Source organism: Spirosoma arcticum (assembly GCF_054779955.1).
The window spans coordinates 76,106-93,991 of the sequence record NZ_BAAGXG010000010.1; the positions used below are offsets into that span (position 1 = coordinate 76,106).

The window sequence follows — 17,886 nt, forward strand, 5'->3', positions numbered from 1 at the left end:
TGATAGAAAAATTAGTGTGAACTGAAAGTGATTGATGGCCTGTGCGGGCAATTTTCAGGGGCGGATTCACCGCCTATGGCAACTGTTCCTGCGTAACGGTAGCGGTGTTATTGTTGCCCGACTGCCCGAAGCGGAGCACATTGCCATCGCCGGTCTGGGTGAGGGTGAGCGAATTGCCACTGCCCCCGTACTGTGCAGCGTAGTTGGATGAGTCCAGACCGGTCAATACGTTGCCAATACCCTCCTGAAAGACGGTGGCCGTATTCAACGAACCCGATTGGATAAGCCGAGCTTCGTTGGCAGTCCCCAATTGGGTCATACTGGTCTGGTTAGAGTTGCCGGGCTGGTCAATCACGGTCTGGTTGGCGTCGCCGGTTTGCGAGATAGTCGCCTTGTTCGAGTCACCATAGCCCGGATTCATACCGCCCGTGTGGTTCGTGCGGGCGCTATTGTCATTGCCAACCTGGCTGATCGTGACCTGATTATCCGAACTGTATTGAATATTCGCATTGCCGACGTTGCCATTGCCAACCTGATCGATGGTAACCTGGCTATTGTAGCTGTCGTAAAGAGAAGCAGAGCCATCGTAGCCCGACGCCCGGACGTAACTCTGGTTGTTATTGCCAGCCTGCGAGATCGAAACCTGATGGTTACCGCCCCAACTCGATACCGCACTGGCACTGTTACCGTCGCCGTTCTGGTCTATGCTGAACTGATTCCCGCTGGAAATAAAACTGCTGGTCGACGCCGTGTTCGCATTGCCTATCTGCGTCACAGATACGTGATTACCGACGCTCCAGGTCTGCAATGAAGCCGTATTGCCATTCCCGGTGATGGCCAGATTGCTGGTGTTTTGTGAGCCACTCTGTCCAAAAGAAACCAGATTATTATCGCCAGTCATGCTGACGGTACCCGCGTTTCTGGTACCCGCCTGTACAATGTCGAGGCCATAAACCGTACCGTTCCCGTTGCCCGTCTGGCTTAATGACAAGGCGTTATTGCTTCCCCGCTGCGTAACGGGTGCCTGGTTTCCGTCGCCACGCTGATTGAGCGACAGGGTGTTCGACTGGGCGTAGACGCTGCAAACGGTAGCGGCCGCGAATGCGGATAAAATGAGCTTTTTCATGATTTAAAACTGATTAAGGTGAACTGACTGTGAGTTTGTCTCCTCTGTGTATCACAACTATGGGGAAAGGTTAACAGGGCGGGATAAAAAATGTGAGCCGATTGATAACGAGAGCCAAAAAATGGAGATAATCAGCAGTAGGTAAGGCTGTATATGAATAAATCAGTACATTTATTTAATTATTCAAAGATATTTTATTAAAATCCACATGACTATGAGCCCACTGCTACTCGCGATGACTACCCTGCTGCTGTGTGCGGGGGCAATGGCACAAACCAATAAGGAGACTCTGATCAAATCAGGAGACAGTTGGAAATACTTTGCCACCGGAGAGACTCCTGCTTCGATAAACTGGCGGGGAGCCGACGCCTTCGATGATGCCAACTGGATCGAAGGGGCTTCGCCACTGGGATACGGGGGCGACGGGGAAGTCACAACCGTACCCTACGGCCCCAACCCCAGTAGTAAATACATTACCACCTATTTCCGAAAAACGCTCCGTATTGCCGACGCTGCCGGCTCTTTCTCTTTTCGCTACAAGCGCGATGATGGCATCGTGCTCTACATCAACGGGCAGGAGGTGAAACGGGAAAATCTGCCAACGGCCGCCATCACCAACTCGACACTGGCAACAACGGTGTCGGAACAGGAGGAACCGCTTTGGAAAACCGTGGATGTACCGAACGGGCTGTTGAAAGCGGGTGACAACGTCATTGCGGCTGAGATCCATCAAAGTTCAGCCGGTAGTTCCGATATCCGTTTTGACGTCGAGCTATGGCGCACCACGGCCTTCCAGCGGTCTATTTCGGCGATCGTCCGTACCCTGACCAACGCGGCTCCACCCCCGCAGGCCCCGTCCAGCCAAACGTTCGTAAAAACCGGGCAATCCTGGAAATACTACGTTGCCACAGCGGCTCCCCCGCCGACCTGGAAAGGCTGTCCGACCTGCTCCGATGGCGGCCTGTTCGACGAAACGGGCTGGTCCTCAGGCCCTTCACCACTTGGCTATCCCGACGGGCCGGAGACGGGATTGGAAACCGGCGGAACCCGAAAAGGAACCTTAGTGAAACAATGTCCCACCAGCTTTACGTGTGTTAACAAGGATACGACTACGTATTTTAGACTGAAGGTTACGTTAGCCGACGCCACCGGCTCCTTTTTTATGCGGTATAAGCTGGACGATGGCATTGTCATCTACGTCAACGGCCGCGAAGTCAAACGGCACAATTTGCCTGCCCTGCCCGCCGTCATCACCTACGGCACCCACGCCACCGTTAACGACGTGGAGGAAGATTGGCAGACGCTGAACAACGTCCCTTATCTGCACGAAGGGGAGAACGTCCTCGCGGTCGAGATTCATCAAAGTTTACCCAGTTCTGACATTCGGTTTGATCTGGAACTTTGGCGAACCGCGGGCGCGAGCATTGCCCTCGCTCTGGGGCCCTATCTGCAACGGTACTCGGATGATCCGGCGCTGGTCATTGCACCGGGCAAACGAAGCATGACGATCCGATGGAGTACCAATACCGCTTCGGATGGACGGGTACTGTATAAGCCGAAGACGTCGGCCGGGAGTCCGGTAACCACGGCCTGGCAGTCATCCACGGCGCTCACCTTTGAAGCGGGCGACCCCAATCCCCCAACCACCATCCACAACGTCAGCGTGACACTAACCAATCTGGAGCCGGATACGCCGTATTCGTACACGATTCAAAGTGGTAGCTTTTGGCAGGGCGACGCGGCTAATTACTTTGTAACCGCGCCAGTGATCGGCAGTCAGAAGAAAACACGCCTGTGGGTGTTGGGGGATTTTGGTAATAAGCCCGATCAGTATCGTAACCCGGATAAGGATCAAATTAACGTTCGGGATGCGTTCAACAGGTACGTAAAAGCGAACGGAGCCGATACCTACGTTGATCTGTGGTTGTGGTTAGGCGACAATGCCTACGACTGGGGGCGGGACTGGGAGTTTCAACAGTCGGTATTCGATGTGTACGACGGCCGCAAGGATATTGACCGGGGGGATTCTCCGCAGTGGATTATGAAACAAACGCCCATTTTTGCCACGCCCGGCAACCACGAGTACCGAAATAATCAGGATAGGAATCCGACCACGGGGGCCTACGGTGATGCCCGAAAAGATCACCGTCTCAATCATTACTACGCTGTCGTCAATGCCATGACGGCGGGCGATGCGGCCGGCCGTCATTCCCGAAAAGAAGAATACTATTCCTTCGACCACGCGAACATTCATTTTGTCAGTTTGGACACCTATGGCTACGAGGAGTGCGTTAAAAACGCCAATAGCACCTTCACCTGCCCGTACGGGATATTTGATCCGGCCAGCAGGCAGCTGGCCTGGTTGAAGGAGGACCTGGCGCTGGCCCAGAGCAATGCCAAAATCCAGTGGATTATCGTCTTTTTGCATTATCCGCCCTATACCAAAGGATCGCATGATTCCGATGTTCGGTCAACCGATCCGGTAACGCAGGCGGTGCGCGATGAAGAGATATTCGCCGTTCGGCAGAAACTGCTGCCCGTGCTGGAAAACTACCGGGTAGACCTGGTCTTGGCCGGTCACAGCCACGTCTACGAGCGTTCGTGGCCAATTCGGACCCACACGGGCCTGTCGACCACCTTCAACCGAACCACCATGGCCGCCCCGCTGGCGGCTGGCATACAAGCCAGCGGGTTGTATGATTGTTCGGCTTCCGATTCATCCTACGTTTATGCCAAAAGTGCCAGCGCGCCCAACTACATCGTTCACGTGGTCAATGGGTCGGGCGGTGGCATCGAACGGGCGCCTGACAATATCAATCATCCGGCGATGCAAAACACCCAGGATGATGGGGGGTCTATGTACATGGAGATCGAAGGCGACCGGCTGGACGCGAAATTCATTGCCCAGGACGGGACAATAAAGGATCAGTTCAGCATCGTTAAAGCGAGTACACACGCGCCCTTCACCGTTCACGAAACCGACGGCGCCGTCCACAAGGCCGATTGTGAGTGCGACGATGCCTCGGGCTACACGCATTACGTGGAGCGTACCCCATCGGGCAGCAATAACCTGCTGTTGTCGATTAAGAAACTGACCAACCCCAACGGTTCCAAAGTAAGTATCGGCAGGGTGGGGGATGGCACCTTTACTTTACAGGTGAAAGGAACTGCGGGCGCTACGCAGGTCAACCGGAACGGCACCGCCAATTACGTGACCGATACTGATTGGGTGGTCGTCAATCGCCACTGGACACTAACGCCGACCCACGAACTCACCAATCCCGTACCCGTTCGGTTTTATTACCACGAATTCGACTTGTGGGGGTTCCGGGGGTTCAGACCTCCCTATAGCTATAACGTCGGCGGGCCGTTCAGGCCGGGACCGGGGGGCGTTAGTCATTTGAATCCGGCGGCCGGGGGAAACCACCTCGACATGAAGGTTTTTAAGGTGAACAATGATGCCACCACGTCATACTCCGCTGACCCGGCCAGCGGTGGTCATGCCAACCTGCCTAAGGCAACCAGCCTGAGCGCTACCGGACTTTGGCTGTATCCTGCGTCCGGCTGGCGGCCCATCGCCGAGTACTGGCAAAATTCGGTCGAATTTACCGTTGGCCGACTGAAAGGGGGCGGGGGCCTTGCTGGCCGACAGAGCTGGGCAGTCTCTCTATCAACACCGCAGACCGAATCCCTGGAAACCCCGACCCCTGACGAAACCCCGACTACCCTTTATCCCAATCCATCGACTCTTGGCCGGGTGTTTTTTCGCCCTGCCCTGCTGTATGACTCGTACCAACTGACGGATTTGCAGGGCAGGCTCCTGAAACAGGTGAAGCAGGCAGGCCGGCTTGAACACCTGGATATATCCCAGTACCCGTCAGGCTTGTATCTACTGACGAGTGAGTCGCGGACTAAAATTCGCCAGTTCAGGATACTGAAAAATTGAGCCTGCCCCGCCCGTTCATGGCTTACTGGTTGGCCCGCGTCGTGATCTGGATCCGGTCTTCGGCGACGCTTGTTGGGGTGATCGTGCATTTGACCGCTTCGGCCAGGGCCGACTGCGACCCGACGATTACGGAATAGCCGCCTTCGTTTCGGACGTAAAGCGACGGGTTTGGGGTGGTGGGTAGTGGGCAAAAAGGGGCTTCGGCGGCATAAACCAGCAAGTGCTCGGTTCCGAACGGGGCCGCGCAGATAAACGATTCCGCCGGTGCTATTCGGACGTACTTATTTTCCTGACCGGGTTTAACCACGAAGTCATTTTCCAGCAGGGTCCTGGTGCCATCGGCCAGCAGGTAAACCAGCCGCAGGTGACAGGAACGGTTGGCCTTCACCTCGATCTGCATCTGGTCCCCGGCCCGGTATTCAACATTCTGATGGCCCCGGTCGGTGCGGAGCGCCACGGTAAGGGCCGTGAGTACGCTGACCGGATTCTTGCTGGGTACGATGTTGAGGTCGTAGATGGATCGTTTGGTGCGCGTGGCCGCGTGGCGGGTGAGCCGGGTCTGCGCATCTCCGAGCAACGACGCCCACGACAGGCCAGGATGCTGGCGGGCCACGTCTAAGGCTTCGTCGAACGCGCGGGTGTAAAAACTGCCCGAATCGGGGTGGGCGAGTGCCCGTTGTGGGGGAGCGCTGCTGGCAATCAGCGCGTCGCCGGAGACGTTCAGAAACAGGTTTCGGTAGGCGGCATTCAACGAATCGTTGGTCAGCATCAGCGGTTTGGGCAATACCCGCTTCGTGGGCTGGCCCCGAATGGTGCTGGCGATGGTGTTGCAACAGTCGCCGAGGGTGATGCACAGCCGCGCTTTTTTGCGTTTCAGCAGCGTATGAATGGCCAGCAAACCCGGGTTCTGGTGGGTGCTCCCCGCTTTCTTATCCAGCATCAGTATCGGAAACCGGTCAGCGCGGCCATTTAAATTATAGCCGTGACCGCTGTAATAAAACAGCAGAATATCGTTGGGCTGGGGCGATACGGACTGGAGTGCTTTGTCGAGCTGTTTGCGGCCAAAATCGGCTTGCGAAATAAGCTGTTCATTTAACCGGTAGCCGATGGCCGCCGACACCTGAACCAATTGCCGGTGGACCACCGCCACGTCATACGCGCAGGCCCGCGCCAGCACCGGGTCTTTGGTGTCGGCCACCATGATGGCGTGCAGCGTCTGCGCCCGGCCACCGAAAGTCACCAGCCCCATACCGACCGGCACCAGTAGCCGCCCGATGAGTCGCAGCAGCCCCCGAATGGCCGGGTACAAAAACGGTCTCATGGCCTATTGCGGCTTAAAGAAAAACTTACCCCGCAGCCGTCCTTCAATGTAGGGGGGCTGCCGGATGCCCCGTTCTTCGAGGCCCCGGTCGATGCGGTCGACCAGATCAAAAATGTCGACGTTGGGCTGGTCAATGTGCCGGATCAGTTCGCCGGTGAAGAGGCTGTTGGCCCCGTCGCCCCCGTCGTAGGCGGGTTTGCCCGGTTCGGTGGCGTACACGATCAGCGTACCGACCGCCGGTTGCATGGGGGCAAACACCGGATCGCCCGCGCTCCGTCGCCACGAGCGGTAGGGGTTGTTGCGGCAGGCATCCCAGAACAGGATGTTGGCTCCTTTGCCATTCACCTGTTCCATCCGGGCAATGAGCCGACGCAGCGGGTAGCACTCGTATTCAACGTCCGGCTCGGTGGTTGGGTCGGCATCAACGGGCTGCACGTAGTTTTCGCCGTTGACCATCAGCCCGTGCCCGGCGTAATAGATCAGTCCCACGTTATCGTTGCCGAGGCTGGTCATAAAGGCGTCGATCATCGTTTTCATGGTCCGCAGCGGCAGGTTCTCGCCGTACGTGACCACAAAGCCGAGGTTTTCCAAGTGCGTTTTCACGGCCCGTCCGTCGTTGAGCGGGTTTTTCAGCGGGTATTTGCCATAAGCCGCGTTGGCCATAATCAGGGCCAGTCGTTTCGGTCCGGTCGGGATGGTGGCAACGGGTCCCTTCTCCGACAGGCCGGTAATGAAACGCGGTTCCGAGGTGGTTGTGCCGACCGCATTGGTCGCTTTCACCACTAATTCATTGGGGCCACTGACCAACCGGATCTCTTCCGATACTTCCTGCCCACAGGCGATTCGTTTGAACCCGCGCTGCCCGCCGGGGATTTCGGTGCCGTTCTGCACAAAAACGAGCCGCGTAACCGGACTAGCCGACTGAATGCAGATCGTCAGGCGATACAGACCCGTCAGGGCGGTTTGCCGGGTGGAGAGGGGCGTCCGCCAGGCGATGACGGGGGCAGCAGCGGTGGGCGTTTTGGGCAATACCCAGTCGCTGTGGGCCGATACCGTCGTGGCCGGTTGCCCGGTGGCGATGCCAACGGCCGGGAACCAGAACAGGAGCAGGAGTAACCCGTTTTTCATGGCGATTTTATCAGAAACTCAGTTGAATGCCAACCGTTGGTGTGTTATTTTCGTAGCGGACAGCGACCCGCCGGGCCGTATTCGACCGTAATCTGTCATTTTTCCGGCCCGTCAGGTAGGTATAAACCACGTCGGCGGCCCACACGACAGCCGCTGTCCGCACGGCTACCAAATACCGGTGATGCCGTTGGTTGGCTTCGACATAATCCGCTTCCTGCCGTTCGCTTTCGTACACGGCATACTGCTTCTTGGACTGGCTTCGCTGCGCGAGACCGTACACCAGCAGCCCTCCGTAGGCGACCGTAATCAATGGACGAACGCCTACTTTTTGATTAGGCTGCACAAAGATCGTTCCCACGCCGGGTGCCAGCGCCGACAGCAGCGCGTAGGTAGCGCCACCGCTCCCGGCAGTCCGCCGGGGGGGGTGGCGCCCTGCTTCACCAGCACGGTCGCCCGGATGTCGTCGGTGATGGATACGCCATCTAATCTATAGTCCCAATAAATCGTTTTGGCCGTACCGGGCGATACGACCCGGCCAACGTCGCCCGTGACGGAGTTTGCCGGTAGGGTGCCCGCGCTGCGGCTTTCGACCTGAACATAAACCGAGTCTGCCGCGCCGATACCAACGAGGTCATAGTTAATCTTTATCCGCTGGCTGTCCACCTCCGCCCGTACGTTGGAAACGACTGCCCCCGGCTGGGCCTTCGCCAGACCGACGAGGAGCAGCAGCATCCCAGCGAAACCAGTAACGTAGCGTATCACGCTATTCATAGTTTATAAAGTGCCTTGACCTCAACATCGGTCAGGGGTCGGTTGTAGAGTCGTATTTCGTCCATCGACCCGTCGAAGTAATTGACGTCGAAACTGGCCTGCGCCCCGAAGCGGAGATTGCCGCCCGCGCACTTATCGAAGGCATTGGCGGGTAGGTCCGGTTCGGACCGTTTCAGGTCGCCGTTGACGTAGAGCTTGCCGGTCTTTCCCGAGAAGACGGTAACGATGTGGTACCAGCGATTCATTTCGTAGGTCGGGTCGTAGTAGCTGATTGGCTGTTGAATGGGCTGCTCAATACTGCACAGCCCGTCCTGATTCACGTCCGCCCAGATTTCGCAGCCGGGGTTGCCGGAACTGGTGGGTTGGGCGGGGCGGATAAAGGCACTGTATTGCTGGTTTATATGGTCTGACCAAACGGATTTGTTGTAGAGGTGACTGGTGGAGGTTACGCGCTGGGGTCTGATCCAAAGGCTGACCGAGAGGGCATCCGGCCGGAGCTGGCTGTTGTCGGGCACCTCAAAATAATCATCGACGCCATCCAGCAGCAGGGCCGACCGACTACCGGCGCTGCGGTCGGCACCGTACGATGCGCCGTTTATCATCAGGCCGTTCAGGTTATTGCCGCTGGCATCGAGCGTCGTACCGCTGAAGGCGTAATACGCAATCAAACCAGTCGTCAGGGTATTGGTACGGGTTGTGTCGACGGGCTGAACCCGACCGGGCAGGTGGGGCAAATCCCAGGCATCGCAGCCCGCCAATAAGCCAATGCCAACGAGCCAGCCCGCGTATCGGGTCCATCGGGGAGCTGGTGTAGATCGGTTCATGGACGGTTGAATGGGTATAATTTATTTAGACGGCGCGAAATGTAACCTAAAAAACGGATTTATTCTTGAAATAAGTCAATTATTTCGTTAAAGGTCACTGTATCTGCACCCAATCAGTCGCCAACGTGCTGTGTACCATTGGTGACTGATTGGGCGCGGAAACCCGCTGGCATTAGTTTCGGATGAGTTTAAATCGACTGATTCCGTATTCTCCCCGGCTTACCAGCACGTACAGCCCCGTTTGCAGGGCGGACAGATCGAGTTCGGCTAAGCTGCCCGCTGTCGTCGCTTGTTTGAGCACGTTACCCTGCAAATCCGTCAGCACATACGATTGGTAGGGCATGGCGGGGGAGAAGAACACCTTTCCGTCGAGGGTGGGGTTGGGATAAGCCGACACGGTCCGTTCGTCCGAATTGGCGGTTCCTTCGGCGGCAAGGCGGGCGTTGCCGGACGTGTACGGCGAGAGGATACCGCCGATGGTTCCGCCCGTGTGCCGGAGCCGCCCGACAACGAATTCGCTGGATTGGAACCGGGGGAAACTGGGGTTCGGCAACCCAAATTTAAACGTCGACGACGATGCCACCGCCCCATGTTTGTAGATCCAAGCTCCCGTTGCTTTGTAATCCGGTGCCTTCGGAATGGTCCGGTGCCGGTCGATGGTCGGGTCACGCTCGTAGCGCACGGTCTGGCCACCATCGTCATTGATAACAATCGTCTCAAACATGTAATCATAATTGGCCTGCCAGGGGCCGTAGTAAATGTTCGTGAATTCATTGTAGTCCGACCGGTTCCAGTAGTGCCGGACGGAAGCGGCCGCCGCCGGGGGAAGCTCGTGGGTGGCCCGCAGCGTCCAGTGCCGGTTCATGACCATCATGCTGGCTTTGACGTAGTCGGCCGGTTCGGTGGCAGCGTCGATGCGCGTGGCCCCCGGCCTGCCTTTTAGCTGAAGATCGAACGTGCCATCGCCAACTTTTCCGATGGTGGCCCCGTTTTTTTTGATCGACAGCAGCAGGTCCGGGTTGCCGGTTGGGTTGCGCCTGACGTAGTGGGTGTAGGCGGCTGCGGCTGGTTTGGTGCCCTCGGTGCATTCGCAGTCGGGGGTGTGGGTGGTGCCGTTGGTGACCGGAATCTGGAAGCCGTCGGAGTCCTTGATGATGGTGAAGTGATCGCCCACCTCGCTGTCTTCGGTGATAAACTTCGCATCGAGCCGATTGCCGGTTATCTCTAAGTACATCGACCCGCCCTTATCGTAGGATTGCTGCATCACCTCGTGGGGCCAGCCTGCTTTTGGGTTAGCCGGATCGTTCTTGATCTGCTTACCGCCCATGGCTCCCCCCGATCCGCTGACGACGTGAATGGGGTAGTTGGCGGGGTCGGTAGATTTCTTGAAGTAGATCATCGAATTGGCCAGCGAAGCTGACGAGCAGGCATACCAGCCGGGGGCATCAATGGCGGGAGCCGACGGGGCCAGGAACCGCAGGCTATCGGCGATGTATTCGCTTTCCGTTCCATACTGCCCCCGGATGGGCTTCGAGCGTTCGTAGACGTGACTGTGTCCCGTCATCACCATATCGACCTTATACTGCTCGAGGAACCTCAGAAACTTCTCGCGTAGCGGTTTGATCTCCACATCCTTGTCGGAATCTTTGGTGCCCATCGAATAGAACGGATAATGGGTGATGACAATAATCCATTTGATGCGGCTATCCTGTTGGGCCTTTTCCAGATCGCGCTTCAGCCACCGGACCTGAGCGCTCCTGGGTTCCCCGTTGCGGGCCGGGTCGGGGTCGGTATCGAGAATGGTGTAGCCGTTGGGGCAGGTGTAGGTGCCGTCGGGCTGTTTCTCGCACTCGAATCCGTACGTGTCCAGACTTACGACGTGAATATTGCCGTAATCATACGAGTAGTATTCTTCCCGGCCCGAAGCCACCCCGCTGTAGTCGCCCTTCGTGTAGTTATTGACCACGTCGTAGTAGTGAATTTTGTGCGTCTGGCGCGTCAGGGGATCGTTCGGGTCCTGGCTCAGGCCGGGGACAGTGGGCGATTTGTCCTTGTAATCGTGGTTGCCGGGCGTAGCGTAAATGGGCGTTTGTTTCATGATCCGCTGGCTTGGGTCTAAGCGCGAATCATACACGTCGAAAACGTTTTTCTGGTACTGCTGCGCCGTTCCCCAGCCGTAGGCATTGTCGCCTAACCACAGCCACATATCTAAGTGGTCGATGGCGTTTCGGCTCAGGTAATTAGTAAACGCGTCCCGGACTTTAAGGTGGCGGTTGTAGCCCGTTGTGGGAATGATACCAAAATCGCCCAGCGCCCAGATGCGGATCGGCCGGGTAGTGAGACTCACTGACGGAGCCGTCCGAAACAATTCCAGATCGAAGCGCATGTCGGAACTGCTCAGCGAGGCCTGATGAACCTCAGCGGCAATGACGTTGGCGCCCGCCCGCCACAGCCCGGCCGGTAGGGATATTGTTTTCCAGAGGGATTCTTCGGCTTCGGGCACGGTGGTTGCCAGCGTCGTGTTGGTAACCGCGCCCGCAGGCAGGTATTCACGTTTGACTTCGGTGCCGTTCACGTAGATGATGATGCCGTCGTCGCGTTTGTAGCGCAGCATGAAGGTTCCGGCTGGGTCGGTCAGGAGGAGCGTTTTGCGGAAGTAAGTGGTGGTGAATTTGGTGGTAGCCGAGGGACCGTAACTGACCAGCGTTCGTTCGCCGTCTCCACCGTAGCCTAAGGGCGACGCTCCCTGCTGCCAGCCCGCATCCTCATCCCCATCGTTGAAAAAGCCGCTCCCGTTCCAGGTACTGGAGCGGGGAGCCGCGCCCGTCGCCAGAAACCACCACGACGGATCGCCCGACGTAATCAGGGGTTGTGGCCCACTCAGGGCACCGGTCGACGGTGCCGTTCTGAAGCGGTTGTCAGGCCCGCCCTGCAAGGAAAAAACGGGGGCGTTGGCCGACTGGCGGGCCTGGATGGTGTAGGAGTAGGGCGTATCGGGGTCGAGCCCTTCCACCGTGACGCTGTCGCTGTGGATGGTTCGGGCTGGTGTGCTGGGGTCGTTCAGCAGCAGCGGTTGCGTGGGTTGCCACGTGCTGGCTTTCACCACGCCCGCCGGTGACTGGCAAACCACCCGACCTTCAGTGGCCACGTTCGTGCTCCAGCGGAGGGTCATCGCGGTTGAGGTGCCCATTTGCAGGTAAGGGCCCCGTTCGATGGTCGGGGACGCAGACGAAATGAGCAGTGCACTCGTCCGAAACAATTCCAGATCGAAGCGCATATCAGAACTGGTGAGCGAGGCCTGATGTACTTCGGCCGCAATAACGTTGGTGCCCGGCCGGAAAAATCGGGTCGGTACGGTCATTGTCTTCCAGAGGGGTTCTTCGGCCTCGGGCACGGTGGTAGCCAGCGTCGTGTTGGTAACCGCGCCCGTCGGCAGGTATTCGCGCTTGACTTCGGTGCCGTTCACGTAGATGATGATGCCGTCGTCGCGTTTGTAGCGTAACGTAAACAAGCCCGACGTGTCCGGGATGGCGATGGTTTTGTGGAAGTACGTGGTGACGTATTTGTTGGTTGGCGAAGGACCGTAACCAACCACGGTGCGCTCCCCATCGTTGCCGTAGCCTAAAGGCGAGGGACCCTGCCGCCATCCCGTCGGCGAAGGGCTGCTTCCGGTCCAGTTTGTGGCACTGGGAGCAGCCCCCATATCCAGAAATGACCAAGAATCGCCTGATGCAATCAGGTTCTGCGGACTGCCCTGGGCGGAAACTTCGCGGCCCAGCAGCAGGCAGGTAATCATAAAAAATAAAGACGTCTTCATGGGGATTGTGGTTTACGGAATTGATTGGATAGACTGTGCGGTTGGGTTGCCCGGTCGAACACCGGGCGCTGGGTAGCTGGTGTCCGGCTGCCGCCATCGCCCTCATGTATCCCGCGAAAAAGAAAAGGTTATCAGTAGCCGGGCAAAAAAATACGCCGGTGAAGACTCAGGAAGTCTTCACCGGCGTGACACCAGCAATCAGTACGGTCCATCCGAAGCTGGCTACGTTTGCACAATCATCGTTTTGATGCCCACCCGTTCCCCGTCAGCCCGTCGACCAAGCAGATAAACGTCGATTTCCGTTTCGCCAACGTAGAACACCTGACGCCCGGTCAGTTCGTTGTCCAGCATCTCTTTGAGTTGTTGAAACCGGGCCGTAATGGATCTGTCCTCGTCGCCATGCCAGTCCTGCTCCGTGATAACGGGCTCCCAGAATTCGTTCTCCGGCCTTTCATCAACGTACGTCGACGGGGGCAGCATGAGCCAGTCTTTAAGTTGACTATCAGTTAACAGCTCGGCCTGGTTGAGGTAGCACGTCACCGGTTCAATGGGTTCGTCGGACTCGCTGGGGTAAAACAAACCAGCGAGCAGCGGGTTTATGTGATCGGGGAACGGCCTGCTTTCTGATGCCGGATCGCTGGGTTTGGGTTCTTCGTTCGTCATAAGCATGTGATGAATTCGCGACCAAATTAACCGATTGGCAGGGAAGTAGGCGCGGGCGTCTTCGTTAATTTTGGGCGGCTGGCAATCATCCGCATTCACTAAACTAATAAAACCTTTACGATCATGTTTGAAACCTTAATGAATTTAGTACAGCAGAATGCCGGACAGTCGGTGATTAACAACCCAGCTATTCCGAACGACCAGAACGACACCGTTATGCAAACGGTCACTGGCAGCATCATGAATGGCTTGGGCCAACAGGCGCAGGGCGGTGGGCTGGGTAGTTTGCTGGGTATGGTCACGGGGCAGGGCGGCAGCATCGACAGTCACCCCGCTACGCAGGGCGTTCAGCAGAATGTTCAGCAGGACCTGATGAGCAAATTAGGCATCTCACCCCAGGTGGCCATGTCCATTGCTGGTGCGCTGGTGCCGATGGTGCTCGGTAAGTTGATGAACAAAGCCAATGACCCAAACGATTCGAGCGTTGACGCCGGTAGCCTGATGAGTGCGTTGGGCGGTGGTGGTCAGCAGTCGGGTGGTGGCCTCGGTGGTATGCTGGGTGGCCTGTTTGGTGGGCGTTAATTAGTTGTTCAACGTTATGCGATTAATTAAAGGAATGAATAACCAGTTTACTACGATTACGGCTGAAGGTCGACGGCGTACCTTTTACGTATGGAGTGGGGTTGCGCTCCTGTTCGCCGGGCTGTTGGGCTGTGCGGACCATAATCCGCAGTCGCCGACGACAGTAGTTGCTACGGCTACGGTGGATTTAGTTAATACCAGCGGTTCTCCTGTTGGTTCGGCGGTGTTAACGCAGGCCGCCAGCGGTGAGGTTACCATTAATTTGACGGTAAGCGGTTTACCCCGTGGCCCGCACGGTATCCACTTTCACGAAGTTGGCGTGGCTGACCCCAAAGCATCCCCGCCGTTCTCCTCGTCGGGTGAACATTATAACCCAGCGGCCAGAAAACACGGATTCGCCAACCCACAGGGTACCCACGCCGGTGACTTGCAAAACATCGAGGTGGACGCGCAGGGGAAGGGAACACTGTTGACGACTACCGACCGGGTCACACTGACCGACGGAGCGAATACGCTGCTTGACGGCAACGGCTCTTCGCTCATTATTCACGCCAATACCGATGACTACGTGACCGACCCGGCCGGAAACACGGGCGGGCGCATTGCCGGAGGTGTGTTGAATCGTAAGTAAACAGTTTGCGAACACAATTCTTCGTGGTTGATTTTTTTACCGAAGGACGGGCCAGCGCTCGTCCTTTCGTTCGTTAAAGCCTATCTAACAACTAATCCCGTGAGTTGATAAAACCAGTTCGGTAAACAAGCTGTCATTAATTGGTGGATCGTGGGCTATAAATGGGTCGTTTAGTCAGTTTTGTCTGTCAATCTGTCACAGAAAATGCGCAATGTTCCGGCTGGCATCTGGATTGATAGAGAGGTCATGTCTGTCAATTTATAATCACAGCGAATAAAGAAACTTAACCATAATTCAGTAGAGTAATCATGGGAAAAATAATTGGTATTGACTTAGGCACCACGAACTCGTGCGTGGCCGTGATGGAAGGTAACGAGCCGGTAGTGATCCCCAATTCGGAAGGAGCACGGACGACTCCCTCGGTCGTCGCGTTTATGGACAACGGCAACGGCGAACGTAAAGTCGGAGCACCTGCCAAACGCCAGGCCATCACCAACCCGAAAAATACGATTTCCTCGATCAAGCGGTTCATGGGTAAACGCTACAGCGAGGTAACGAACGAAATCAAAAACGTCGCCTACGACGTGGAGAACGGCCCCAACAGCACGCCCCGCGTCCGCATTGGCGACCGGCAATATACCCCGCAGGAACTGTCGGCGCTGATTCTGCAAAAGATGAAGCAAACCGCCGAAGATTACCTCGGCCAAACTGTAACGGAAGCCGTCATCACGGTGCCCGCCTACTTTAACGATGCCGAGCGTCAGGCTACCAAAGAAGCTGGTGCCATTGCCGGTCTCGACGTGAAGCGGATCATCAACGAGCCGACCGCTGCCGCCTTAGCGTACGGCCTGGACAAGACGGAGAAAGATCAGAAAATCGCCGTATTTGACCTCGGTGGTGGTACGTTCGACATTTCGATTCTGGAACTGGGCGACGGCGTGTTTGAAGTGAAAGCAACCGACGGCGATACGCACCTCGGGGGCGACGACTTCGACCAGGTCATCATCGACTGGTTAGCTGATGAATTCAAAAAGGACGAAGCTATCGACCTGCGCCAGGACCCCATGGCCCTGCAACGCCTGAAAGAAGCCGCCGAAAAAGCCAAAGTTGAACTGTCGAGTTCCAACTCGACCGAGATCAACCTGCCGTACATCATGCCGGTGAATGGCATCCCCAAGCACTTGGTCCGCTCGTTGAGCCGGGCTAAGTTCGAGCAGTTGGCCGATTCGCTGATTCAGCGGAGTTTGGAGCCGTGCCGCCGGGCGTTGAAGAACTCCGGTTTGTCGGCTAACCAGATCGACGAAGTGATTCTGGTGGGGGGTTCGACCCGGATTCCGAAGGTACAGGACGAAGTAGAGAAACTGTTTGGCCGCAAGCCCTCGAAAGCCGTTAACCCCGACGAAGCCGTGGCGGTTGGGGCTGCCATTCAGGGTGGTGTACTGACGGGTGAGGTGAAAGACGTACTGTTGCTGGACGTTATCCCGCTGTCGCTGGGTATCGAAACAATGGGTGGCGTGTTTACCAAGATGGTGGAAGCCAACACAACGATTCCGAGCAAGAAAGTAGAAACGTATTCGACGGCGTCGGACAATCAGCCGAGCGTGGAAATCAATATTTTGCAGGGTGAGCGGCCAATGGCGCAGCAAAACCGTCAGTTGGGCCGGTTTATCCTGTCCGACATTCCGCCCGCTCCGCGTGGTGTGCCCCAAATCGAAGTGACCTTTGACGTGGACGCCAACGGTATCCTGAACGTGACGGCCAAGGACAAAGGCACCGGCAAAGAGCAGAAAATCCGCATCGAGGCATCGAGCGGCCTGACCGACGCCGAAATCAACCGGATGCGCGAAGAAGCCAAAGCCAACGAAGCATCGGACAAAGCCGAGCGCGAGACCATTGAGAAAGTCAACGCGGCCGACTCGATGATTTTTCAGACCGAGAAGCAACTTAAGGAGTACGGCGACAAGCTGAGTCCGGTCAACAAAACGGCCATTGAAGACGCCCTCGTTACCCTGCGCACGGCCCACGGCTCGCGCGATGCAGCCGCCATCGACACGGCGCTGGAAGCGTTGAACGCAGCCTGGGCCACGGCCTCAACCGAAATGTACAACGCCACGGGTGCCGATGGTGCCAACCCGATGGACGGTGCCGGTTTCGACGGTGGCAACGCTAACCCCGGCAATGGGCAAGGCCAGCCAGCGGGCGACAACGTCTCGGACGTGCCGTATGAAGAAGTGAAGTAATTGGAATAGATTCGTATCGAAAGCCCCTGCTCGTAACGGCAGGGGCTTTTTTGCTGGATCAGTCATTGCTGTCAAAACAAGAACGCCGGAGCCACGCAGCCCCGGCGTTTATCAGCCCACCGTTTCAACGGTGGGACCTGATAATGTCAATCCATATTCTTGTCAATCGTGGTGATCCGCTCTAAGTGCTTTTGCAAGGTCGGCAGTTGCTTGGCCGCGAACGCTTTCAGATCGGCGTCGTCGCTATCGTCGGCGGCTTCCTTGAACAGCTTCACGTCTTTCTCGTGATCGTCCACCATCAGTTCCACGTACTTCTTGTCGAACTCGGTGCCCGACAATTTAGCCAGCTCGTCCACTTGTTTTTGTTCGTCGTCACCTAAGCGGGCGGGGAGGGTAATGTTTTTGCGCCCGGCCAATGCTTTCAGTTCCTCGTTGGCTTTCTGGTGATCGGTCATTATCATGGCCGCAAACTCCTTCACCTCGCTGCTCTGCGCTTTTTCGCGGGCCAGCCGGGCCACTTCCATTTCGAGCATGCCTCCATTGGCCGCTTTCACGGCGAAGTCACCATCGTCGTCTTCGGCCCCGGTGCCCTTCTGTTCCTTTACGTCGTTGGCGTCATTCGCGTTCTCGACACTGTCGGTGCCGTCTTTTTTATTCTCGTTGCAGGCCTGGAAGACCAGCGATGCCACGGCGATTGCCAGCACCAAACTCATTTTCTTCATGGTATACTTAGTTTCGTTGCGTAGTTACCGGGTACAACTACCGGCAGCGCCCTAAGTTTTCGGAACGGCTCTACTTTAGCGTATGGCTCATTCTAAACCGGTTCACCGGGCGGAC

Annotated in this window: 13 protein-coding genes; 4 read left to right on the top strand and 9 right to left on the bottom strand. The window is 56.8% G+C overall.

Annotated elements, in window-relative coordinates; genetic code table 11:
• Positions 1-73: 73 nt before the first annotated feature.
• Entirely contained in the window at positions 74-1,126 is a 1,053-nt protein-coding gene (locus ACYVHB_RS22085) for a hypothetical protein (RefSeq protein ID WP_461053972.1), read from the bottom strand.
• A 214-nt stretch (positions 1,127-1,340) separates the two neighbouring features.
• On the opposite strand from ACYVHB_RS22085, the gene ACYVHB_RS22090 reads away from it, so the two are divergent.
• Positions 1,341-5,072 carry a metallophosphoesterase gene (locus tag ACYVHB_RS22090; RefSeq protein WP_461053973.1) on the top strand — a complete coding sequence of 1,244 codons (3,732 nt, stop codon included), beginning with the start codon at positions 1,341-1,343 and terminating at the stop codon, positions 5,070-5,072.
• A gap of 22 nt (positions 5,073-5,094) precedes the next feature.
• Here the strand turns inward: ACYVHB_RS22090 and ACYVHB_RS22095 are convergent, their stop codons facing one another.
• The 7 genes from ACYVHB_RS22095 to ACYVHB_RS22125 form a co-directional block, all read right to left on the bottom strand.
• The gene (locus ACYVHB_RS22095; RefSeq protein ID WP_461053974.1) at positions 5,095-6,393 is read right to left on the bottom strand and encodes a caspase family protein; all 1,299 of its coding nucleotides are present in this window, start codon (positions 6,391-6,393) and stop codon (positions 5,095-5,097) included.
• A gap of 3 nt (positions 6,394-6,396) precedes the next feature.
• Positions 6,397-7,521 carry a caspase family protein gene (locus ACYVHB_RS22100; RefSeq protein WP_461053975.1) on the bottom strand — a complete coding sequence of 375 codons (1,125 nt, stop codon included), beginning with the start codon at positions 7,519-7,521 and terminating at the stop codon, positions 6,397-6,399.
• A gap of 10 nt (positions 7,522-7,531) precedes the next feature.
• The gene (locus tag ACYVHB_RS22105) at positions 7,532-7,879 is read right to left on the bottom strand and encodes a hypothetical protein (RefSeq protein WP_461053976.1); all 348 of its coding nucleotides are present in this window, start codon (positions 7,877-7,879) and stop codon (positions 7,532-7,534) included.
• Entirely contained in the window at positions 7,843-8,292 is a 450-nt protein-coding gene (locus tag ACYVHB_RS22110; RefSeq protein ID WP_461053977.1) for a hypothetical protein, read from the bottom strand. The genes ACYVHB_RS22105 and ACYVHB_RS22110 overlap by 37 nt, the downstream gene beginning before the upstream one ends.
• Positions 8,289-9,116, bottom strand: coding sequence for a LamG domain-containing protein (locus ACYVHB_RS22115; protein WP_461053978.1), 828 nt, complete (start codon positions 9,114-9,116; stop codon positions 8,289-8,291). The genes ACYVHB_RS22110 and ACYVHB_RS22115 overlap by 4 nt, the downstream gene beginning before the upstream one ends.
• 172 nt (positions 9,117-9,288) lie before the next feature.
• Positions 9,289-12,933 carry a metallophosphoesterase gene (locus ACYVHB_RS22120; RefSeq protein ID WP_461053979.1) on the bottom strand — a complete coding sequence of 1,215 codons (3,645 nt, stop codon included), beginning with the start codon at positions 12,931-12,933 and terminating at the stop codon, positions 9,289-9,291.
• Positions 12,934-13,155: 222 nt separating this feature from the next.
• On the bottom strand, positions 13,156-13,596 hold the full coding sequence (locus ACYVHB_RS22125; protein WP_461053980.1) for a nuclease A inhibitor family protein: 441 nt from the start codon (positions 13,594-13,596) through the stop codon (positions 13,156-13,158).
• A 123-nt stretch (positions 13,597-13,719) separates the two neighbouring features.
• On the opposite strand from ACYVHB_RS22125, the gene ACYVHB_RS22130 reads away from it, so the two are divergent.
• The 3 genes from ACYVHB_RS22130 to dnaK all read left to right on the top strand — a co-directional run bounded on the left by ACYVHB_RS22130 (position 13,720) and on the right by dnaK (position 17,049).
• On the top strand, positions 13,720-14,178 hold the full coding sequence (locus tag ACYVHB_RS22130; RefSeq protein ID WP_461053981.1) for a hypothetical protein: 459 nt from the start codon (positions 13,720-13,722) through the stop codon (positions 14,176-14,178).
• Between the two features lie 34 nt (positions 14,179-14,212).
• Complete coding sequence (locus ACYVHB_RS22135; protein WP_461053982.1) at positions 14,213-14,809, top strand: superoxide dismutase family protein; 597 nt, start codon at positions 14,213-14,215, stop codon at positions 14,807-14,809.
• 308 nt (positions 14,810-15,117) lie between these two features.
• Positions 15,118-17,049, top strand: a complete 1,932-nt coding sequence (gene dnaK, locus ACYVHB_RS22140) for a molecular chaperone DnaK (RefSeq protein WP_461053983.1) — start codon at positions 15,118-15,120, stop codon at positions 17,047-17,049.
• Between the two features lie 146 nt (positions 17,050-17,195).
• On the opposite strand, the gene ACYVHB_RS22145 is transcribed toward dnaK, so the two are convergent.
• A complete protein-coding gene (locus ACYVHB_RS22145; protein ID WP_461053984.1) occupies positions 17,196-17,771 on the bottom strand; it encodes a DUF4142 domain-containing protein in 576 nt (191 codons plus the stop codon).
• Positions 17,772-17,886 lie beyond the last annotated feature (115 nt).